Annotated in this window: 18 protein-coding genes; 6 read left to right on the top strand and 12 right to left on the bottom strand. The window is 58.7% G+C overall.

Annotated features, from left to right (window positions below; translation table 11 throughout):
- Positions 1-2: 2 nt before the first annotated feature.
- Entirely contained in the window at positions 3-467 is a 465-nt protein-coding gene (locus AAFN83_RS11175; RefSeq protein WP_347769258.1) for a MarR family winged helix-turn-helix transcriptional regulator, read from the bottom strand.
- A gap of 191 nt (positions 468-658) precedes the next feature.
- On the opposite strand from AAFN83_RS11175, the gene AAFN83_RS11170 reads away from it, so the two are divergent.
- A complete protein-coding gene (locus AAFN83_RS11170; protein WP_347769256.1) occupies positions 659-1,303 on the top strand; it encodes a hypothetical protein in 645 nt (214 codons plus the stop codon).
- Positions 1,304-1,454: 151 nt separating this feature from the next.
- Here AAFN83_RS11170 and AAFN83_RS11165 read toward each other — a convergent pair whose 3' ends face one another.
- Together AAFN83_RS11165 and AAFN83_RS11160 are read right to left on the bottom strand one after the other, a co-directional pair.
- Positions 1,455-2,336: a hypothetical protein gene (locus tag AAFN83_RS11165; RefSeq protein ID WP_347769254.1), complete on the bottom strand. Its 882-nt coding sequence runs from the start codon at positions 2,334-2,336 to the stop codon at positions 1,455-1,457.
- Positions 2,337-2,374: 38 nt separating this feature from the next.
- Entirely contained in the window at positions 2,375-5,119 is a 2,745-nt protein-coding gene (locus tag AAFN83_RS11160; RefSeq protein ID WP_347769252.1) for a GH36-type glycosyl hydrolase domain-containing protein, read from the bottom strand.
- A gap of 298 nt (positions 5,120-5,417) precedes the next feature.
- Between AAFN83_RS11160 and AAFN83_RS11155 the strand changes: the two genes are divergently transcribed.
- Positions 5,418-6,422, top strand: a complete 1,005-nt coding sequence (locus AAFN83_RS11155) for a LacI family DNA-binding transcriptional regulator (RefSeq protein ID WP_347769250.1) — start codon at positions 5,418-5,420, stop codon at positions 6,420-6,422.
- 148 nt (positions 6,423-6,570) lie between these two features.
- Here the strand turns inward: AAFN83_RS11155 and AAFN83_RS11150 are convergent, their stop codons facing one another.
- The 5 genes from AAFN83_RS11150 to AAFN83_RS11130 form a co-directional block, all read right to left on the bottom strand.
- Entirely contained in the window at positions 6,571-7,551 is a 981-nt protein-coding gene (locus AAFN83_RS11150) for an aldo/keto reductase (RefSeq protein ID WP_347769248.1), read from the bottom strand.
- A gap of 139 nt (positions 7,552-7,690) precedes the next feature.
- Positions 7,691-8,332 (bottom strand): hypothetical protein, encoded by a 642-nt coding sequence (locus tag AAFN83_RS11145; RefSeq protein WP_347769246.1) that lies wholly within the window; start codon positions 8,330-8,332, stop codon positions 7,691-7,693.
- A gap of 48 nt (positions 8,333-8,380) precedes the next feature.
- Complete coding sequence (locus AAFN83_RS11140; protein WP_347769244.1) at positions 8,381-9,817, bottom strand: sensor histidine kinase; 1,437 nt, start codon at positions 9,815-9,817, stop codon at positions 8,381-8,383.
- A complete protein-coding gene (locus tag AAFN83_RS11135) occupies positions 9,814-10,482 on the bottom strand; it encodes a response regulator transcription factor (protein WP_347769242.1) in 669 nt (222 codons plus the stop codon). Before AAFN83_RS11135 ends, AAFN83_RS11140 begins: the two co-directional genes overlap by 4 nt.
- Before the next feature lie 70 nt (positions 10,483-10,552).
- Positions 10,553-10,654 (bottom strand): hypothetical protein, encoded by a 102-nt coding sequence (locus AAFN83_RS11130; RefSeq protein WP_347769240.1) that lies wholly within the window; start codon positions 10,652-10,654, stop codon positions 10,553-10,555.
- 244 nt (positions 10,655-10,898) lie between these two features.
- Here AAFN83_RS11130 and AAFN83_RS11125 point away from each other — a divergent pair, with 244 nt between their 5' ends.
- The 4 genes from AAFN83_RS11125 to AAFN83_RS11110 all read left to right on the top strand — a co-directional run bounded on the left by AAFN83_RS11125 (position 10,899) and on the right by AAFN83_RS11110 (position 15,473).
- Positions 10,899-11,372 carry an RNA polymerase sigma factor gene (locus AAFN83_RS11125; protein ID WP_347769238.1) on the top strand — a complete coding sequence of 158 codons (474 nt, stop codon included), beginning with the start codon at positions 10,899-10,901 and terminating at the stop codon, positions 11,370-11,372.
- Positions 11,369-11,692: a zf-HC2 domain-containing protein gene (locus AAFN83_RS11120; protein ID WP_347769236.1), complete on the top strand. Its 324-nt coding sequence runs from the start codon at positions 11,369-11,371 to the stop codon at positions 11,690-11,692. The genes AAFN83_RS11125 and AAFN83_RS11120 overlap by 4 nt, the downstream gene beginning before the upstream one ends.
- A 474-nt stretch (positions 11,693-12,166) precedes the next feature.
- Positions 12,167-14,320, top strand: a complete 2,154-nt coding sequence (locus AAFN83_RS11115; RefSeq protein ID WP_347769234.1) for a YhgE/Pip family protein — start codon at positions 12,167-12,169, stop codon at positions 14,318-14,320.
- A 124-nt stretch (positions 14,321-14,444) separates the two neighbouring features.
- Positions 14,445-15,473, top strand: coding sequence for a DUF4850 domain-containing protein (locus AAFN83_RS11110; RefSeq protein WP_347769232.1), 1,029 nt, complete (start codon positions 14,445-14,447; stop codon positions 15,471-15,473).
- A 7-nt stretch (positions 15,474-15,480) separates the two neighbouring features.
- On the opposite strand, the gene AAFN83_RS11105 is transcribed toward AAFN83_RS11110, so the two are convergent.
- From AAFN83_RS11105 to AAFN83_RS11090, 4 genes are all read right to left on the bottom strand, one after another.
- Positions 15,481-17,604, bottom strand: a complete 2,124-nt coding sequence (locus AAFN83_RS11105; RefSeq protein WP_347769230.1) for a GTP-binding protein — start codon at positions 17,602-17,604, stop codon at positions 15,481-15,483.
- A gap of 276 nt (positions 17,605-17,880) precedes the next feature.
- Positions 17,881-18,621, bottom strand: coding sequence for an ABC transporter permease (locus AAFN83_RS11100; RefSeq protein WP_347769228.1), 741 nt, complete (start codon positions 18,619-18,621; stop codon positions 17,881-17,883).
- Position 18,622: 1 nt separating this feature from the next.
- Positions 18,623-19,408, bottom strand: coding sequence for an ABC transporter permease (locus AAFN83_RS11095; protein ID WP_347769226.1), 786 nt, complete (start codon positions 19,406-19,408; stop codon positions 18,623-18,625).
- Positions 19,405-20,316, bottom strand: a complete 912-nt coding sequence (locus AAFN83_RS11090; protein ID WP_347769224.1) for an ABC transporter ATP-binding protein — start codon at positions 20,314-20,316, stop codon at positions 19,405-19,407. The genes AAFN83_RS11095 and AAFN83_RS11090 overlap by 4 nt, the downstream gene beginning before the upstream one ends.
- Positions 20,317-20,372 lie beyond the last annotated feature (56 nt).

Genomic DNA, 20,372 nt, shown 5'->3' with positions numbered 1-20,372 from the left:
TCTTAGCTCTCTCTCCCCTCATCCGCTTCTTTCATCAATCTGGCCAGCTTTTCAAAAGGCTCGATGAAGCGCTGCCCTTCTTCATCATCGAACTCGGCGAGAAACGTCGCCAGAATCCCCTCGATGATTTGCGTCGTTTCGGTCACGATTCGCTCCCCCTCTTCCGTGAGGATGAGCCGGGTTACCCGCCGATCCTTCGGATCCTCCTGCCGACGAAGCAAGGCCTTCGCCTCCAAACGCGCAACGATGGCCGTTATGGAGCTCTTCCCCACGCAAAAGACCGACGCGAGCTCCGTTGAGGTCGTCGAACGGTCCGGCCTTCCTTTGATCGATTGGAGGATCGCAAATTGATCCTGGGTGATCCCCTCCGGCATGTTGTCGCGCATGAGCGCTGTCACCCGCCGGGTAATGGTGAAGCTGGCCGCTGTATAGCGGTTGATGATGTCCGGCAAAAGCTCTGCTTTCATCTGTACCTCCCTCCTTGTCCCAAATGGTTCACTTCACGTATTGTTCACGAATAAAATAGTTCACTACACGAACTATATCAGCACCCTTTTTATCTGTCAAATTGGAAATGGTACGGGGTTGTCTGCTACAATGCAGACACAACGTTTGTTTTTTCACGATCCCAGCCCTTGATGAAAGAAGGACTCCACCCATGAACTCCTCATTCCAAAATAAGCTCCAGCAAGCGGAAGACCAGTTGCAAGCACTCGGATCGACCTATGAAGCAGCTTTGGCTGCCCGAGCGATCCCTGAATCCCTCTATACCGAAATCCAGGCATACGCCCGGTTGGTGCGCTCGCTGCTCGATGATTGCGCCAAAGAAATGCACCGCGTGGCTGCACCGGACCAAAAGCCTGAGGAAAGCGGGGAAGCCGTCCGCTATCCAATCGACGGAAACGCACCTGGCTTTTTACGCACCGTTCGTGCTGCATTCCCCGGCTTGACGGAACAGCACCCGGAGCTTCTCCGCCTCATGATGGACGCTCAGCCCTTCGTGGATGCCGCGTCCTGGCTTGCCGTGCTTGATCGGCTGACACAGGCAGATGAACCTCCTGTCCTTCACCCGCATACCGCGGATGGCTACAGCCTCTCGCTCATGACGTTCCACGGCGATGAGATGGAGTTCGCCTCTCCCGCCTCCCGCGAGAGCGCAGCCTCGAAAGCGGCCTGGGTTGGACTGGCTCTGGAAGCCGGGGGCAACGACCTCTTGGACGTGCTCGCCGCTATTCAGGACGGTGCCCGCTCGAAGGCAGAGGCGGTTTCCCGTTATCAGGCTCAGCTGGACGCGAACGCTTAAGCGTTCCCTACTGCATGGAGTTTATCCCTCGCCTGATCACGATATGCCTGGCCTCCCTCTGATCGCACGAAAAAAGCCTCCTCAGATCGCTCATGGCGGTCTGGGAGGCTTTTTGCATTACGTTCTTGCTCGTAAAGTTACTGAGAACTCCCTACTTGGCGAAAAATTCGTACGTCCGTGTCCAAGCGGTCGTCTCCCCCGGTTGAAGAGAGAGCCGGATGAAGACTTCGGGAGAAATGACAGCGGCATGGCCCCACAGCGCCACCCGATCAATCGGGTAGTCGCCGGATTCCCGTACGTAAGCCCCGCTCGGTTCGTGGCGCAGCTCCCAGGTGTAGGGGGCCGCGACCTCCGGGACCGTCAGCTTCGTATAGAACTCGCCGTCCGGCCGTCCGGTCCAGTCGATCCGCTCTCCATCCAGTTTGAGGTCGGCCCGGTTGCCCACCTCGGGGCTGTCGACCTCGACCGCGCCTCCCCATGTCAGCACATAGTCCGGTCCCGCTTCGTAGGAACCGATGCGCAGGAAGTTGTGCACGTATTCATCCGTTTCGATCGGCTGGCTGCCGGTATTGGTCAACCGGTACGCGATGGACAGCCGATTTCCCTCCACGGTCAGTGTCTTTTCCAAGCGGGCTGCATAGCCGTTCACTTCATCCGGCTCTACGGTGAAGGTCACCGAACGCTCATCGCCTTCGCGACGAACGGCAAAGGGCTGGATGGGGTATTGGCGCATGAAGAAGTACGGGTCTTCGTCCAGCTTTTCCAGAAGGCCGATGCCGAGCTTGGAGAATCGTTCTCCGACTGCTGCTTCTTCGTAGCCAAGCGCTCCCTCAATCCCGAATTCGTTGCAGATGCCAATGCCGCCGCTGCCTTGTCCAGGCGTTTCATTTTCGACCCCGCAAAAGGTCAGTCCGGTTCCACGCCAGGTCACCTGGGTGACGAGGCCATTCCAATCGAAGCGCGCCCCCTTGTAGTCGTCGCCCAATTCGGCGATGCGCACGTCCAGTTCTTCGCTCAGCAAATGGTAAGCCATGCTCGTATTCCTTTCTCTGTTGCCGTAATGATTCCAGTTTAGCGCGCTCCGAGCTCAACCTCAAGATGGTGCAGGGTTTCTTCTGCAAGCGAAGTGAGGAGAGAGCGGTTGAGCAAGGCTCCGTCACGACGAGCTTGGCACGAAACGGACTCTCCGTTCAGGCGGATGGCGTGAACCTTGTAACTCCCCGCTTCCAGCCTAGCCGAATTGCGATAGGTGATCCTTAGGCGGCGACCCGCAAAAAGAGTAGTGACGGCCGCTTCTCCGTCTTCCGTGAACTGCTCGGCGGTCAGCTTCGGCTCCAGGATGAGGTCGCCCCATTCTCCCTTCACTCCGTACACTTCTGTCAGGTGAGTGAGCAGAAGCCAGCTGGCCGAACCGGTCAGGAAGTGGTACATGCCACGACCTTGCTCGTTGATGTATTCGGGAACCCCCGGGTAGATCCGGCTCGTCTCAAAGCGGCTTGCGAGGGTGTATACAGAATGCAGCACCTTCCGGCCCTCCTGAACGAAACCCCGCTTATAGAGCGCATTGCCGTACATGACGGTCATGTGGCTGAACATGGCTCCGTTTTCCTTGTGGCCGAAGGCAAACCCAAACGCGCGGCCCAGGTTTTGTTGAATACCGCCAAAACGGCTGTTGAGACGATAGCCGATGTTCGGATCAGACAGGTAGCGGTCCACAGCGCGGGCCATCTGACTCACCTGCTCCTCAGTCGCCACACCGCCCATGATCGGGAAGACCTGGCCGGTCAACGTCAGGCGCACCCCTTCGGGATGATCCCCTTCCACCCGTTCTCCGTCGTTGTTGTAGTAGCCGTTAAACCATGCTTCCCCTTCCTGCGAGGCGATCCACTCCTGCTTGCGCAGGTGTTCGGTCAACCAACCGCTCTTGCGCTCCAGATCAACGATCAGGCGATCGATAGCGATGAGGGCTTTGCGGCCGCTCAGACGGCCGGGAGCCGCTTCATAATAGCGTTCCAGCAGCGCCTGCTTGGCTTGGGGCGAGGCATAATCCACCGGATGCTCACCAACGGAGTCGAACAGCACCTGAAGTTCTTCCGCCACCAGCACCTCGGTGAGCCCAAGGCGCTCCCGCAATTCGGAGAGGAGAAGGGCAAGCTCACGCAGGTTGCTGGCATAGAAGGCGGTGAAGGCGACGCTCTCGCCTTTGACCGCTGCCATATCCATTCCATCGTTCCAGTCGGCTCCTTCGAGCCGGATGCTGTTATGGTCACCCGCGTGGAAGAAGGGCACAAGGTTTTGCAGAAGCAAGTGCTCCAGCACCGTTCCGGTATAAAGCTCGCCAGCTTCGGTCAGCAGGGATGTGCCTCCATTCGGGCTCCAGCCGGGTACGGTTTCGCGGCAGCGCTTAAGGAAGCGATCCTGAAAATACGGCTGCTCTTCGAGGAGGAAGGCGAGGTCGCCGCTCTGGTTCAGGTAGAGCAGGGTGGTCAGGAGCGGCCAGGCGCCGTGGTCCATCCAGACACGCGGAATGTTGTTGCGGTCCGCGATGAACTCGCCGGGCTTCGAGCCGATGATCGTTGCGTTGCTGCCGTCGATGCGGATACCCGCAAAGTTGTTGAGCAAGAGAGGGCGGACTTCGTCCGGCTCCATGACGAGCAGCGCCAGGCAGTCCTGCCACAGGTCACGCCAGCCCCGGCCTCCACGGCCGTAATCATGATGGGGCAGGAAGGAGTTGCCGAACAGGCGGCGAAGCACGGGCTGAACCGTGACCCACTTCATCCAGAGGTCGAAATCGCGGTCACCCGAGCGGAATTCGACGCCGCCCACTTTGTCCGCCCAATACCCTTTCGTCGCGGATAGATGCTCCTCGAACTTGGCTGGAGCAGCATACTCGCGAATGAGTCGATCGGCATCCGACTGCTCCTGTGAGATCGATAGGATCAAGTAATAGGCAGCGGATTCTCCCGGCTGAAGCTCGTTGTCGCGAAAACGCAGAGCCCCCATCGCCTCGCTGCCCTCGTGTTCCTCTCCGGGGAGAGCGGTTGGAGAGAGCGGCCGCACGACAGCCTCCGGCCAATCGAGGGTACCGGCCTCCCCGGTAAACCTGTCCAGCTCCGGGAAGAAGCCGATCGGAGCCGTTCCGTCCGCCTCAGCGCCCAGCACAGCATACGCCGCACGGTTGATCCGATGCCCGCGCTCATCGAAGGAGAGCGCGGGCTGGAGCTCAACCCCGTGCTGGAGCAAGCGGACCCGATTGAGGAGCGAGGTGACGTGGCGATGATCCCGCTGGTTATCGGCAGAGCGGCCGTACAACGGGATAGCAGCGGTAGGCGTCACCCGCAGAGGGGCTGATCCGCCGTTGACAAGTGCCACCCGAATGAGCTCCACCTGATCGTTCGCGGCCGGGACGAAGGAGGTCACCTCCGCACGGAGGCCGCTCTCCCGGTGCGTGCGCGTGGTTTGGTGCCAGAGCAGTCCGGCCCGCAGCGTCGTCTCATCCTCCCGCTCCGTATGGGCCGCCGCGAGCTGGGCGGCTGAACGGCCGGTAGCCGACCAAGGCCCGAAGCCGTCGAGGGTCAGCCAGAAGTTCCGGTTCCAGGAGGATTCGTGAAGATCCTCCGCTGACATCGGCGGGGTCAAAAACTCGTTCAGTCCCGCTTTCACATCCCCGCTGTGAGCGGGGGTCACGGCGGACATCATCCCTGCTTCATTGACCAGGGGAAAATAGAGATAGCGGCTCTTCTCCGGGGCCGTGAGCTCAAACTCCCCATCCTCTCCCGTAAAGCGCCAGCCCATGACTTTATCTCGTTCCTTCATACGTATCGCACCCTTCTTCTCGCTGGTTGAATCGGTTTCGGTTTGCTTGCCGAAATGTATAACGCTCATTTCCGAAACCGGTTTCGTTAACCTCATTATTGTGGATGGCCGAGATTTTGTAAAGGGCGATTGTGTTTATGTCATGCTGGGCGTGAATTTCCCGAAATGCGTCAATGGCAGGCTTCGGCAGCCCCTCCCTATGCCGATAGCACTTGCTGCGATATAATACGGCTATCCATACCTCACAGGCTTGAGCGATTTCGGCCTGCCGGTACACCTGCGAAGCGAGGTTTCGCCCTTGAATATCAAGAAGATCGCCCAACTCGCCGGAGTCTCCGTCTCGACGGTCTCCAAGATTATTAACGATTACCCGGACATCTCGGAAGACACCAAGCTTCGCGTCCGCAAAATCATGAGCGAGACCGGCTACATTCCCTCCAACTCCGCCCAGACGCTCGCCACCAAGCGGTCTCACCTCATTGGGGTGATCTTCGCGGGCAAGCTCAATATCGACATGACGCACCCCTTCTTCGTCGAGGTGGTGAACGCGTTCAAGAAGCAGATGGGCATCCTTGGCTACGACCTGCTGTTCTTCTCGAACGAGAAGTTTCAAGGCCGCGGCGATTACCCGGCCCGCTGCCGTCACTTTCACGTGGACGGCTGTATTTTGCTGTCGGGGGAGGAGTTGGAGCCCTCCATCCGCGAGCTCGATGAGAGCGACATCCCCTGCATCGGGGTCGACCTGACTTTGAGCGGGCCTCTCTCCGCTCACATCAACACCGACAACCGCGAGATGGCCGAGCTGGTCGCGCGGCACTTGGCCGAGCTCGGGTACTCCGAGCTGGGCTACCTCGGCAGCCGCGAGAGCTCGGAGATGTCCCGCGAGCGCGAAGCCGGCTACCGCGAGGCGCTGGCGAGCCGCGGGCTGCCGGTCCGCGAGGAGTGGTTCATCCACGCGGACAGCTTCTTCGAGGACGCGGGCTACGAAGCGGCGAAGCGGCTCCTCACCGGCGGCGCGCTGCCGCAGGCGCTTTGGGCCGCCTCGGATCAGCTCGCCATCGGCGCCCTGCGCGCCTTCCGCGAGGCGGGACTCTGCGTCCCGGGCGACATCGCCCTCGTCGGCTGCGACGACATCGAGGCGAGCCGTTACGTTCAGCCTGCACTGACTACGATCCGCCAGGACAAGGAGACGATCGGCAAGTATGCCGCGCTCATGCTGTTCGATCTCATCAACGAGCAGAATGCCTCCGCCGCCCAGCTCGTTCAGCCTGAGCTGATCGTTCGGGGTTCTTGCGGAACTTGACGCCTGTGCAAATTGCTCTTTGATACACCGTTCCACGAGGTCCTTAAACCAAAGGCAAACCCGGCCCCTGCCGCTTAGCGGCAAAGGCCGGGTTTGTTCGTTTCCTCATGGTGCTAGCCATCAGCAACGCAGGTGTTGAAGAATCACCCTAGTCCAGCGGGACATCGCCGCGGGCGCTGTAATACAATCGGTACCACTCTTCCCGCGTCAGCTTGTCCGCTATCGAAGCGGCATCCCCGCACGCGATGATTCTCTCGGGGGTCGCGCTGCCGATGATCGGCTGAACCTTCGCCGGATGCTTCATCAGCCAGCCGAGAACGACCGCCTCCGGCGTCGTTTCATACCTCCGGGCAAGCTCGGCCGCATAAGCGGCGGCGCGGGCCGTGGCTTCGTCGCCTCCTGCTGTCGGACGGCCGCTGTATTTACCTTGGGAGAGCGGCCCCCACGCTTGCAGTTGGATGCCTTCTGTCTGGCAGTATTCGAGGATGCCCTCCCCGAAACTGACCGCTTCTCCCTCTCGCCGGTTCACCCACAGGCCTTGGTTGAGGAAGTCCAGATGGTCCAGCCCCATCCGCAGCTGATTCACCACGAGCGGCTGGGAGATGGCGCGCTGGATGAACTTCATCTGCGGCACATTCATGTTGGACACACCGAAATGCCGGACCTTGCCTGCGCTCGTGAGAGCAAGGAACGCCTCTGCAATCTCATCCGGCTCAAGAAGCGGGTCCGGTCGGTGCAGGAGCAGAATGTCGAGGTACTCGGTGCCGAGCCGCTTGAGCGTTCCGTCCACCGATTGCAGAATGTGATCTCGGGACAGGTTGTAGTGCTCAGGACGACCCGGTTCTCTTAAGAGGATGCCGCATTTTGACTGCAGCACGAGCTTGTCCCGTTCGCCCGGATGGGCGGCGAGCCATTCCCCAAACAACGCCTCCGACTTGGTTCGGCAGTAAATGTCTGCATGATCGAAAAAGGTGATGCCGATGGATAACGCTGCCTCGATGGCGGCATATGCCCGCTTGCGATCTCCCTCCGTCAGGGGGACCGCATCCCAATTCTCTGCGAGTCCCATACAACCGAAAGCTAGGCGGCTTGCCGGAATTCGGCGTGTTTGCAAAGGAATTTCTACCATGAGTGCCACTCCTCTCTGTGATTCACCTTTCCTGTTCATTGTACCAAATCAATAAAGAAGACACCTCCCTCACAACGATGTTGTGGGAGAAGTGTCTTTGCTTTAGTCGAGTTCGGGAGCTCTCTGCAGCAGCAATCCGCTACTCTTTGAAAATCGGGTCCGACTCCCGCAGGTTATAGCCGAACACAGCCTCCGAGTCTTCCAGCAGAATCTCGTTTTCCGAGCTGTTTGGTCCGGAATATCCTTTCTCCTCCGGTCCCGTGTTCTTCGTCTGATCGATTTCCCATACTTTCCCCGTGACGGCATCGAGCAGAACTCGATAAGAATTCTTCTTGTCTCGTGACTCAAAATGCCCAAGCCAGGTAGAGCGCTCCTTCAGCAGATAGACCATCATCGTCGCGGTATAACCATCCAATTTGTCTCCTGTCAAGGCGGTGATTTTCTCTGCCATACGGTCGGCTGCCTCATCGCGACCTAGGTCCTTGGCCGTCGGCACATAGCCGGGTCCGTTGCCCTTCTTGGTCTTGGCTTTGGGTACCACGAAATCGGCAATGGTGAACACCCGGTTTTCCTTCGCAGTAGCAACCCCTTGAGTGAGCAGCCTCCCCTCCACGGGGACCACCGTTTGCGGCTGCTTCTCCAGCACCGTGATGACCCGGCTTTCCTGCTCTGCCTGCACCGCACGAATGCCGCCTGTCAACAATGCCGCGCTCCCTGCGACCAGGGTAAACGCCAACGCGATAGCCGTGCTTTTTCCAACCTTGCTTGCTCGGTTCTTCATGGGATTGTCCTCCTTCGATTTGGCTTACATCCATATTGTAAGCCGCACCTATTGCGAAGACTTAACCAACTTGTCAGGGAGTTGTAAAAAACGGATGCTCACCGTGGTCCCCGCTCCCGGCTCCGAAGCAAAATCAAGCAGAGCATTCAACCGCTCGGCGATCTGCCGGCTCAATGCCAGGCCCAAGCCCGCTCCGCCCTGCTTGCGGCTCCTCGAAGGATCTACCCGGTAAAAGGGCTCGGTAATCCTTGGCAACTGCTCCTCCGTCATCCCGCAGCCATCGTCCCTGACCGCAAGCACGGTCATTCCCTGATCCACATACGAGGATAGCTCTATGCAACCGTCGGGAAAGCACGCTTTGCAGGCATTGTCCAGCAGGTTGATCAGCAGGCTCTCGAGCAGCACCGGATCGCTCGTCACCCGTTGCTCCTGAGGCGTCAGCAACAGCGTAAGCCGCTTCTCCGCCAGCTTCGGGCGCAGAGTTTCCTCTGCCTGACGAAACAGCTTCTCCAGATCCACCTCCACCCGTTCGACCTCATTTTGCCGCAGCAGGGCCAGATCGAGCAGCTTGAGGGAGATTTGCTGCAACCTTCTGCTCTCGGACAAAATGTAATTCGTCGCCATATACCGCTCCTCCTCGTCCACCGCCGCCCGCAACAAATAGTCTGCATATCCGGAGATAGCGGCAAGGGGAGTTCGCAGCTCATGAGCCAGGTTGTCGACGAACTGCTGCTTTTGCTCCGCAGCAAGCTCCAGGGTGCGGATGTGGCTTTGCACCTGATCGGCCATCTTGTTGAAATGCTCCGCCAGCTCGGCGAATTCATCATGTCCGACGACTCCCACACGCTCCTCTATATGTCCTTGGGCAATACGCTGCGCAGCCTGGGACAGGTCTCTTACGGGCCTCAAAAGGCGCATGAGCAGCAGATACAAGGAACCGGCCAGCAGGATGGAGATCAAGATCGTAATGGCAATCAGTAGGCCGTTCAGCCGCTTTTGATCAGCGAGCAATTCGGAGATATCGTGCGCATACACCAGGCTGTAGGCTCCAAAGGGCTCCGCCAACGTTCCGTGAACGAACAGAAGCTTGCCCGCGTCCTCAGCCAAGATGACGGTGGTCCGCTCACCCGCTTTTGCCTGCAGCTTCGGTACTCCGAGTTCTTCCGACGAGGCGGGAATGTCTGTATAGAGCGGGCTTCCCTCCTTGCGCAGTTCCAGGTAGACACCCTTCTCCCTGTAATAAGCGGCATACCCCGAGAAGAGCGACTCCAGGGCGCGATCTGCGTTTTCCGACGCTCGTTGTTCGATGGCGTAGAGGTCACGCGCCATAGACGCCGTTATAAAATGATGCTCGTTCAGTGATCGTTCCCGCTCCCCGTCCATGTTGCGGCGAAATGTCGTTTGCACCGTCAAGAAGATGCCTGTGTCAAAAGCGGCAAGAAAGAGAGCCAGGGTAAGCAGGAAAGCTTTTTGCCAAAATCTCATTTTCCCGCCTCCAACCGGTAGCCCAGCTTGTACACCGTCTGTATCCGGTCTTCCCACCCCAGCTTCTTTCGCAGCTTCTGAATATGTACATCGACTGTCCGCATGTCGCCCTCGTACTCATACCCCCAAGCCAACTCCAGCAGCTTGTCCCGGGAAAGTGCAAGGTTCCGGTTGAGAATGAGCACCTCAAGCAGCTCGAATTCTTTCGGGGCAAGCTCGACCGGCGCATTCCGGTAAAGAGCCTTTCGCCCCTCCATATCAATCTCTGCTTCATCCAGCACGAAACTCCGGGTATGCTTCCTTGTGCGCCGTAGGACCGCCTCTACCCGAGCGAGCAGCTCCAGCGTCTCAAAGGGCTTCACGATATAATCGTCCGCTCCGGACTCTAATCCTTTAATGCGGTCAGCCAACTTATCACGCGCCGTCAAAAAGATTACCGGGATACGAGAGTGACTGTCTTTCACCAGCCGGTCGAGAATATCAAAGCCCGACATGCCAGGTAACATCACGTCGAGAATCATCAAATCCGGCGGCTCTCTCCGAGCCTCCTCAAGAGCCAGGCGGCCATCATGGATGCAGGTGCTCTCATGCCCGACCAGGGCCAGATTCCTGCGAATCAACTCGTTCAGGGAGGGTTCATCCTCTACAATCATAATCTTAGCCAATCGATCACCCCCCTTCACATTACCTTACACATGTTAGCGACTTGTTAAGGACTTCCTGAAGAAATCTTCTTCAGTTCGTCCGATTGGAGTAAAAGCCCTGCTCCACCAGCAGATCGAGTTGACCCAGGTCCACAGCTCCAAGATTAATGGTAATCTTTTCTGTTTCCGACAACAATATCGCCTCCTCGTTTGATGAAGCATTGAGTATCCATCCACTAAACATGGGAATAGCCTATTTATACCATCTATATGGATTGCTATCATGTATATTTTTCCAATAAACCCTATACCGTTCTTAGTAAAATGTCTCCGCTTGAGGACCAACACCAGCCGTTCCGACCTGACACCAAATTTCATTTCATCCTTTTTTGAAACGTTTTGGGAAAAGGATGGTCTTATGAAGGGGAGGTGAAACCTTGTCCGATTTCGGGAAGGTCTATACGGAGCATTTTTCGGATGTATACAAATATGTGTTTTCTCTTAGCCAAAATGAAACCATCGCCGAGGAGGTGACCCAGGATACCTTCTTCAAGGCCATGAAGCACATGGATCGGTTCAACGGAACCTGCAAATTGTCGGTGTGGCTTTGCCAGATCGCCAAGAATACCTACTTCTCCCACTACCAGAAGCAACAGAGGTTTGCACCCGCTCTGGCCCCCGAGGTTCCGGGCCCCGCTGACGTGGAGAGGGACTACCTGAATAGAGAGTCCGCCAAGCGGCTTCATGGTTTGGTCCATCGGCTGAAGGAGCCTTACAAGGAAGTGTTCATGCTGCGCGTGTACGGAGAGCTTTCTTTTCGGCAGATCGGGGACTTGTTTGGAAAAACGGACAGTTGGGCGCGGCTGATCTTTTATCGGGCCAAAAAACAGCTACAGGAGGATCTGACATGAACGTATCCTGTGAAATCATCAAAGACTTGCTGCCCCTGTACCACGATGGCGTATGCAGTAGCGACAGCCGAAAGCTGGTCGAGGAGCATCTGGCCTCCTGCGAATCGTGCCGAGCAGAGCTTGAGGCAATGGACCGTCAGCTTCCCTTAAACCAGGTTCAAACCCATTGGAATGAGGCGACGGCCGTTACCAACCTGGCAAAAGAATGGAAGAAAAGCATGGTCAAAGCACTGCTTAAGGGGATCTTGATCACCGCCGCCATCGCCCTTGTGCTCTACTTCTTAATGGATTTGAGAGTGGTTGACGCCACGATCCCTTGAGCGGAGGAAAAGAAAGATGAGCGAGCCCATCGTAACTGCGGAGCATATCCGAAAAAGCTATGGAAAAAGTGCTGCATTGCGAGACGTTTCTCTTCGTGTAGAAAAAGGAGCCATCTACGGGCTGATCGGTCAAAACGCTCAGGCAAACCCACCCTGCTCCGCATCCTGGCCGGCCTTATTCCCACCTTCGGCGGTAAGGTTGCGTATGGCGAAGCTGCTTGGAATCGACGATAAGCCTGTAGACGGGGAGTGGTCTTCCTGGGGGGCTCTTGGGGGCTTTCTCTCGGGATTTCTCTGGTCTGCTTTGACCTTCCCAACGTCCACTCTCTCCACTCTCTCCATCCTCCCTCCTCGCCTTTTCGCCGTTCTTTCGGCGTTCTCTCCGCATGAAGCTCCACTGCAATTGGAAAACTGAGTCAGACAAAAGGGCAGCCCAGCCAGTAGGTGCGGCTGATCCGAGACTCGGAGGCGATCATGCGGCGTATCTTCTCGATCTATCGCAGGGATATGAAGAACCTGTTCACCAGCCCGGCGGCGCTCATCATGCTGTCCGCTCTCGCGCTGTTGCCCTCGTTATACGCCTGGTTCAATATTGAAGCTTCTTGGGACCCGTACGGGAACACGAGGGGGATTCAGGTAGCCGTCGTGAATCAGGATGCAGGCTCCGAGTTGCTCGGCAGTCCGGTTCACGTCGGCGATGAAGTTATCGAGTCCCTGAAGCAAAACGACAAAATCGGCTGGGTGTTTACCACGGAGCAGAAGGCGCTGTCCGGCGTTCGTCACGGAGACTATTACGCCTCGCTCATCATCCCCGAAGCCTTCTCGCGCGATATCGCCTCCGTCCTGTCCAAGGAGCCGGTGGAAGCGGAAATTCTCTATTACGTGAACGAAAAAATCAATGCCATCGCTCCCAAGATTACCTCTAAGGGGGCGAGCGGCATCGTGGAAGAAGTGAGCGCCACGTTCGTCCAGACGGCGAGCGAGGCGCTGTTTCGGCTGTTCAATGAGCTCGGCATCGAGCTGACACGCGAGCTTCCCGTGATCGAGAAGACCAAGAGCCTCATCTTTCAGGTCGAGAGCTTGCTTCCCACAGCCCGTACGGCTGTAGATACGACGGCAGGCGATCTCGCCAAAGCGGAGACAATTGTCGGCAAGGCCCAGCAGGCGCTACCGGTGGCGAACGAGCTGCTCGCGAACGGCGAAGCCTTCGCAACGGAAGCCGCGCAGGCCGCACAAAAAAGCCGCGCGCTGCTCACCGCCGCGGAGCCCTACATCCGGCAGGACCTCATCGCGGTCCAGGGCGCAGCCGAGGCGGTGAGCGAAGCAGCCGGACGGCTTGCCGATGAGAGCGCGGAGCCGACCTTGGTGGATGCGGCGCTCTCTGCCGTCATCCCCCGGCTGGAGAAGACGGCCGCGCTCACGCTCGCGGTTCGCGACTTTCTCGCGGGCTTTGAGCGGTTTGGCGGGGCCTCTGCGCTTTTTGCCGGCGAGCGCACGGAGCTGACCCGCCTGAACGAGCTCACGCAGGAGCAGCTTGCCCTGCTCAAGCAGATTCAGGCAGCACGGGCAGCAGGCAAAGGGACCGCCGCCGAGCTCCTCAGCCGCTTGTCCGAACGGACTGCTGAGGCAGCTCGCATCAGCGGCTCCCTGGTCAGTCGATATGACTCGACGGTCGCACCTAAGGTGAAGACGGCCCTTGATGGCGTTGATCGAACGATTAGCGACACGAAGACGCTTTTGGATGAAGCGACAGCCGCCCTCCCGAACATTCAGAAGCTGCTTCAAGACGCCGCCACGGGCATCGTTTGGGGAACCACAGAGGCCAAGGCCATTCAAGCCGCCTTTCCTTCTGTCGAAGAGAAGGTACACGGCATCGCCAACCGCATTCGCACTTTTGAGCAGCAGGGCGACATTCAGGATATCATCAGCCTGCTGGTCAACGATTTTGAGAAGAAAAGCGCCTTCTTCGCCCATCCGGTCACCCTTGTGGAAAACAAGCTCTACCCCATTCCCAATTACGGATCGGGGATGTCGCCCTTTTTCACCACACTGTCGTTATGGGTCGGAGCCTTGCTCCTGGTCTCCCTCCTTTCGGTCGAGGTGGACGATTGCCCGGGAGGCTGCCGCCACCATGAGGTGTACTTTGGCCGTTACCTCCTGTTCTTACAGACCGCGCTTCTTCAGGCGCTCTTCGTGACGTTGGGAGACCGCTTCCTGCTCGGTACCTATGTTCACGACTTACTCTATTTCGTGCTGTTCGGCCTGCTCCTCAGCTCCGTCTTCATGCTGATCGTCTACACGCTCGTGTCCGTCTTCGGCAACGTGGGAAAAGCAATCGCCATCATCCTGCTCGTCCTGCAGCTCGCCGGGTCGGGAGGAACCTTCCCGATTCAAGTAACGCCGCCGTTCTTCCAGGCCCTCTATCCCTACCTGCCGTTCACTTACGGGATCAGCATGATGCGTGAGGCGGTCGGCGGCATTCTCTGGGATGTGGTCTGGAGGGACTTTGTGCACATGGCCGTCTATGCCGCCATCGCACTCGTACTCGGGCTGGCGCTGAAAGCGCCGATCAACCGGGCCTCCGCCAAATTCGTCGCCAGCGCTAAGAAAAGCAAGCTGATTCATTGACAGCCCCCGGTTCCACGACTTGACCCTCGTTTGGCTGCAAATGGAAACAAGAAAACCCTCCGATCCGTCTACTCTGTAGAATAGCAGGCAACTCCGCCTGCTCGCGGATCGGGAGGGTTCTCTTATGAAGAAAACAGTTCTTCTCTTTTTCTCTATTGCGGCAGCAATCCTGCTCTTGTCGGGCTGCGGCGGGAACGCGAAGCGCGCGGACTCCCCGGCCGCCAGTACAGCAGGTGGGCCGAGCGGTACAGGCGTTCTGGCCGACTCATCCCCTGCAGCCTCTTCTCTGGCGGTTTCACCCTCCCCCGGTTCCTCTTCCAGCAAGAGCCAACCGGCTGGTGAAGCGGATGATCGCACCCCATCCGCTTCCCCTTCTTCCGCTGCGTCTTCTCCCGCTTTTCCCGCCTCGCCCGCATCTTCTGCGGCAGCAGTCACGTCAGGTTCACCCGGCGAAGAAAGCCTCTTCTCCTGCGGTGAGCTGACGCTGGGAGAAGGCTCGGCCGCAACCAAGCTGCCTCTCTCCTGCATTCGCGGGACGTATGGTCTCGAGGCACCCAAATCGCAGCAGCCTCCTGCTCCGCTCCAGCTATCGGGGTACTTGCTCCCGCCCTCCCTGTCCGGCAAGCTTGCCGGGTACTGGTTGAGTGAAGGAGACTTTGACCCTGCACGCGGGCTTCTTGTTCTCGCTCCGGATCGCTGGATAGTGAACCAAGGCGCCATTGGAGCGAATGGCTCAAGCGCGATTCGTCTGGAAAATCCGGAAAAGACGAACGAATATATCCGCTTCCAGGACGACGGGGCCTGTGTCGGCTGTATCACGAGCCAGATCGGCGCTTATTTTCCCGAGTTGGAGAGCTGGGCGGAAGAACAGGGCTTCCCCCCTCGCCATCTGCCGGACATTCAAAAGCGGTCTATGCTGAACTCAAATTTTCTCTTCTACACCAAGGATGCCGGGACGAAAGAGAATGAGGTGCTCGGCATCGCCTATCAGATGCACGAGGGAGACCCTGTCTTCCGCTCCCTGGAAGTGGCGCTGCCGACTTCCAGGCATGACGAGGCGATCGCGCTCCTGCAATTTTTTCTTTTTCAAAATCGATACGAGGGGCCCGCCCTGAAAATGACGTCTTCGTCACGCCGCTGCCCTGCCTCGTAGGCATACCTTAGGAGAGGGCGCTCCGGGCGGCCAAAATATACTTGGCCTGATCGAGCGGATTGACGCCCCGACGAGGCCGTTCAGCCGCCACGTCCGGCGGACATTCCTGGTAGCCCGAGAAGGTCGCTGCCCAGATGCCGCGTCCCTTCGTCATCGAACCGATTCGGGCTGGGAACGCAAGAGAGGTCGCGAGCGGTACGAGTCCGGTAATCTCCATTCGCTCTCCGATCCGCTCCGGAGCGGAGAATTCACCCCGCATCACCACGAGCTCGTTCATCAGCTTGCCGCCGAATTCCTCCGGTACCGACAGGCGGAAGCGCAGCATCGGTTCCAGCAGCTGAATCCCCGTCTGCACGAGCCCGTTCATGATGCCCATTGGGGTGGCTACGACAAAATCCAACGGGTGCGTATGCCAGACGTGATGCTCGCCCTCGAGGAGCGTCACCTTGAGATCGGTGACCTCCCAGCCGAACAGCCCTTGCTGGAGCGCTTCGGGCACACGGCGGGCCACCTCATTCTGGTAGCTTTCGAGCAGCCGCTCAGGCCGGGCGAGCGAACGATAGACAAGCCCGCTGCCCCGTTCTCCAGGCTCGATAAGGAAGCGCAGAATCGCCCAACACGGCTTGGGCATCGTATAGGCGATGAGCCCCTCGCCGCTTCGGGCGGGCGTCTCCTTGTAGATGACAGATGGCGCGCCGAAGCGGATGTCGAGACCGAAGCGGCTTTTCACAAGCCCCGTCAGCACCTCCATCTGGATCGGCCCCATCACCTTCAGGTGTAGCTCTCTTGTCTCTTGCTGCCACATGAGGTCAAGGAGCGGGTCCTCGTCCGCCAGCTCCTGGAAGGCAGCGACGACGGCCCGGTCCTCGATTCCGGCAGGCCATTCCGCCTGCACCGTCAGGAGCGGAACGGCCAAGGCTCGCCGCTTGTGCAGCTCTGCTTCCCCGAGCACATCTCCGATGCAGGCGCGAGAGAGGCCGTACACGGCCGCCAGATCTCCTGCCTGCAGCACCCCGATGTCCTCTGAACGGTTCCCTTCTACACGGCGGATTTGGGTCACCTTCTCGGACAGCTTCTGTGTCCGGTTGACGACCAGATCGCGGTTCTTCAGGGTACCTCCATACAAGCGGACATAAGCCACGCGTCCCATGATCGGGTCCTTCTCCAGCTTGAATACCACACCGGAGAGCGGGCCTGCGGGGTCTCCCTCCGGTGCGGGAAGCAGATGCACGATGCTGTCCAGCAGCTCGTTCACCCCGAGCCCGCGCGCTGACGCCCCGAACAGCACAGGCGTAAGCCTGCGCAGCCTCGTCAGCTCCGGCAGTCGGGCCGCTACCTCCTCAAGAGAAAGAGTCCCTTCCTCCACATAACGGGCGAACAGTTCCTCATCGGCTTCAACCGCCGCTTCGATCAGAAGGCCACGATAGTGTTCTGCTTCTTGGGCTTCGCCCAACTCGAAGAGAGTCGAGCCCGCATCGCTTGCGGCCGTCGCGCTCTCCGTTTTTCCTGAATCCGGCCTCGACAAGGTAACAGCAGAGTCTATCGCTTTGCCTAGCGGAATACCCGGCAAGAACGCCGCCCCGGCATAGGCGCCCTCCTGGCCGATCGGCACTTGAAGCGGCGCCGCATTCGCTCCGAGCAAGCGTTGTATCTGCCGAAGCGTACCGAGTGGGTCCGCCCCTACCCGATCCATCTTGTTGATGTAGATCAAGACCGGAATCCTCCGTTCGGTGAGTGCATCCCAGAGCACCTCGGTCTGAGCCTGGACGCCCTCCACCGCTGAGACGATCAATACCGCTCCGTCCATCACATCGAGCGCTCGCTCCACTTCCGCGAGGAAATCGACGTGTCCCGGCGTGTCTACCAGATTAATCGCGGCGCTGTTCCATTCCAAGCGGGTGACGGCGGCCCGCACCGAGATACCTCGTTCTCGCTCCACCTCAAGGAAGTCCGTCTGCGCCGTGCCGAAATCCACACTGCCCAGCGTGCGGATTCGCCCGCTTCGGAAGAGCATTTGCTCGGTTGTCGTCGTTTTGCCCGCATCGACGTGGGCGAACAAGCCCACGTTGCGCAGCTTCCCTTGCCGGACCCCTCCGGCGGATGCTGCTTCTCTTGCCTTTGTCCCGCTCATGTTGTTTCGTTCCCGCCCTTCTCCTGCTGGTCCTCTCATTGTAGCGGATCGGGTGGAGGGCCGTCCACGAGACGAGGAAACAAGAGCCGGTGTGTTCATGGGGGCGTGGCCCTGTTGCTAGATGGTGATACCACCGACGAATCCGACCAAGAGTCGGGTCTGCAAGTACACGCTCTGAGAGACTGCAACGAAATAAGTACCGCTAAATTGCTGACAAAACTCCCAAAACCGCGGAGCTTTTGTCAGCAAAAGCGGATACTCATTTCCTTGCAGCTCCTAGATCTCTTTTCGACAGAAGTACGTAAGGCCAGCAGCGATGAAGAGGACCGCCCCGCCCGCGATCACAACGAGGATGGTGGGAAGGCTCAAATTGAGCGCTCCAAAAGCGTCCGCTTCCTTCAAACGGGGCATCATCGCGAGAAACGGCTGCGCCCAAGGATACCACGGCCCGATCTTCACAGAATTGACGACCAGGATGTTCGGAATGGTCAGCATGACACCGAGGGAGAGCGGACCAGCGAAACTCGTCCAGCCCACCGAGACCGCAAGCTGCAATGCCGCAATGGGAATTGCACCGAGCACGCCGCCGCCTACGCTCGTGAGAACCATTTTCCAGGGGATATCACCGGGGATTCCGCGCAGCTCGCCAACGAGCCAATACGCACCCAGGAAAATCACTTGCATCGCCACGATCAGCTCCAGCACGATGACGAGCTTCACCCAATAAACCGTAGCGCGGGAAACGGGGAGCGCGAGCAGTTGCTTCCAGCCTCCGTCCAGGTGCTCAAAGCGACAGACGAAAGCGGCAAAAATCCCCGTAAAGAGAGGCAGGAAGAACAGTCCTTGCCCCGCCGCCATGTTGGTGAGCAATTCTCCCCACCGTTCCTCCCCCGGAAGCGAGAGGTCGAGCCCGCCCATTAACGCGCTGAAAAAGGGACCAACCAGAATCAAGAGCCAGATGGTGCTCTTGCGAAGCTTTTGCCACTCGGCCCTGCGAATGCGAAGGAAAGCGCTCATGTCAGTTCACGTCCTTTCGAACAAAATGCAGACTCCACGCCGTAAAAAGGACTACTCCCAGCAGCGTGCCTGCGACAACCGACCACTCGGGGTATCCCGCGTTATTTTCCAGCAGCGGAAGCTTCCAGATGATAAAGTCCGGTAGCGAAATACTGTACATGCCGATGACGACGCCAAGCACGCCTACGCTCATCGCGATCGCCTGATTGCGGAAGGCTACCGAGAGCCCGTACTGGAGCGCGAGACAGGCAAGTCCGGCCGGCAGCGGGTAAAAGGACTTGATCGCAAGCTGAGCAAGCGGCGCCTCCCAACCGAAGCCGAGCAAGCCTCCAAGAAGCCAGGTGCCTCCGAACAGCAGCAGGCAGGAAAAGCTGAGCAAGAGAATGAGCAGAAGGAACTTCGCCGTATACACGCTCAGGCGCGAGACCGGAAGGGCCAATGTCTGCTTCCAGGCATGGGTCTGGTGCTCCCGCCCGGCAAGCTGAGACGCGAGAAGCGACATGCCGAGCAAAAGGGCGAGGAAGCTCAAGAAGATGGTGTTGCTGATGAGGGCGGACCAATGCTTACCCTCGTAGAGTTTGTAGAGATAATCGTATCGCAGCCCGTAGTTCAAGGCGGTCAAGGCGACAACCCCGAACGGCCCGAGGATGGCGAGCGGCAGCGCCATCGTCCTCTTCAGCTTGAGGCAATCCGAGGAAAAGAGGCCCAGCAGCGTGCCGCGGCTTGCCGTTGTCCGACCAGCAGGTGTCCGGTTAGCCGTGTTCTGGCTAGCAGTAGTCTGGCTCACAGGCTTTCGCCTCCCACCATGTTGAGGAAGAGGTCCTCCAACGATTTTCGCTCCTCTTCGACGCGGTAGACGGAATGGCCGGCTTCCACCAGGTTGGAGACGAGGCGGCCCGTCTGCTCGTTCGTCAGCAGATCCAGGCGGATGAGGCCGTCCTCAAGCTGCGCTTGCCCGGAATAGCGGGTAACCACTCGAAGCGCCTCGCTCGGATCACTTGTCGCCAACCGAAGCTGACCGGAAGCCTGACGCTTCAGCACGTCGATGCTATCCTGAAAGATGAGCTTTCCTTCCCGAATGATACCGACGCGGTTCGCCATGTGCTCGATCTCGCTCAGCAGGTGGCTGGAGATCAGAACGGTGACCCCATACTCCCGTGGCATGCTTTTGATGAGCTCGCGGATCTCGTGAATCCCCGCAGGGTCGAGCCCGTTGGTCGGCTCGTCCAGGATGAGCAGCTCGGGATGCGCGAGCAGGGCGGAAGCGATGCCGAGGCGCTGCTTCATGCCGAGCGAGTATCCTTTCACCGCGCGGTTTTCCTCCCCCTTCAGCCGGACAATCGACAGCACCTCGTCAATGTGGGCCTTCGGAACATCGAGGATGCGGCGCAGCGTCTCCAGGTTCTCCCGCGCGGTCAGATGCCCGTAATAGGACGGATACTCGACCAGCGAGCCCACACGCCGCAGGATCTCCATCCGGTTCGCGGCAAGCGGCTTACCGAACACATGAACGCTGCCCGCCGTCGGCCGGATCAAGCCGAGCAGCATGCGGATCGTCGTTGTCTTTCCCGCCCCATTCGGCCCGAGGAAGCCGTATATGTCCCCCCGGTCCAGGCTCATGCTGACTCCGTTCACCGCAGCCCGGTTTTTGTACTTCTTGGTGAGCTGTCTGGTCTCCAATACGAGTTCACTCATTGCGTTTTGCCCCTCTTTCTTTTGCCTGGCGCGCCGATTCGTTCGCACTCGCCAGC

The organism is Gorillibacterium sp. CAU 1737 (assembly GCF_039888655.1).
Classification (GTDB): domain Bacteria; phylum Bacillota; class Bacilli; order Paenibacillales; family NBRC-103111; genus Gorillibacterium.
Note: the sequence above shows the minus strand (reverse complement) of the source record. Positions and strands in the feature narration are given on the sequence as shown.

What these genes read in the sequence shown, in the direction of transcription:
- AAFN83_RS11175 (WP_347769258.1), bottom strand. Translation starts at nt 467, where the DNA reads ATGAAAGCAGAGCTTTTGCCGGACATCATCAACCGCTATACAGCGGCC.
- AAFN83_RS11170 (WP_347769256.1), top strand. Translation starts at nt 659, where the DNA reads ATGAACTCCTCATTCCAAAATAAGCTCCAGCAAGCGGAAGACCAGTTG.
- AAFN83_RS11165 (WP_347769254.1), bottom strand. Translation starts at nt 2,336, where the DNA reads ATGGCTTACCATTTGCTGAGCGAAGAACTGGACGTGCGCATCGCCGAA.
- AAFN83_RS11160 (WP_347769252.1), bottom strand. Translation starts at nt 5,119, where the DNA reads ATGAAGGAACGAGATAAAGTCATGGGCTGGCGCTTTACGGGAGAGGAT.
- AAFN83_RS11150 (WP_347769248.1), bottom strand. Translation starts at nt 7,551, where the DNA reads ATGGTAGAAATTCCTTTGCAAACACGCCGAATTCCGGCAAGCCGCCTA.
- AAFN83_RS11145 (WP_347769246.1), bottom strand. Translation starts at nt 8,332, where the DNA reads ATGAAGAACCGAGCAAGCAAGGTTGGAAAAAGCACGGCTATCGCGTTG.
- AAFN83_RS11140 (WP_347769244.1), bottom strand. Translation starts at nt 9,817, where the DNA reads ATGAGATTTTGGCAAAAAGCTTTCCTGCTTACCCTGGCTCTCTTTCTT.
- AAFN83_RS11120 (WP_347769236.1), top strand. Translation starts at nt 11,369, where the DNA reads ATGAACGTATCCTGTGAAATCATCAAAGACTTGCTGCCCCTGTACCAC.
- AAFN83_RS11115 (WP_347769234.1), top strand. Translation starts at nt 12,167, where the DNA reads ATGCGGCGTATCTTCTCGATCTATCGCAGGGATATGAAGAACCTGTTC.
- AAFN83_RS11110 (WP_347769232.1), top strand. Translation starts at nt 14,445, where the DNA reads ATGAAGAAAACAGTTCTTCTCTTTTTCTCTATTGCGGCAGCAATCCTG.
- AAFN83_RS11105 (WP_347769230.1), bottom strand. Translation starts at nt 17,604, where the DNA reads ATGAGCGGGACAAAGGCAAGAGAAGCAGCATCCGCCGGAGGGGTCCGG.
- AAFN83_RS11100 (WP_347769228.1), bottom strand. Translation starts at nt 18,621, where the DNA reads ATGAGCGCTTTCCTTCGCATTCGCAGGGCCGAGTGGCAAAAGCTTCGC.
- AAFN83_RS11090 (WP_347769224.1), bottom strand. Translation starts at nt 20,316, where the DNA reads ATGAGTGAACTCGTATTGGAGACCAGACAGCTCACCAAGAAGTACAAA.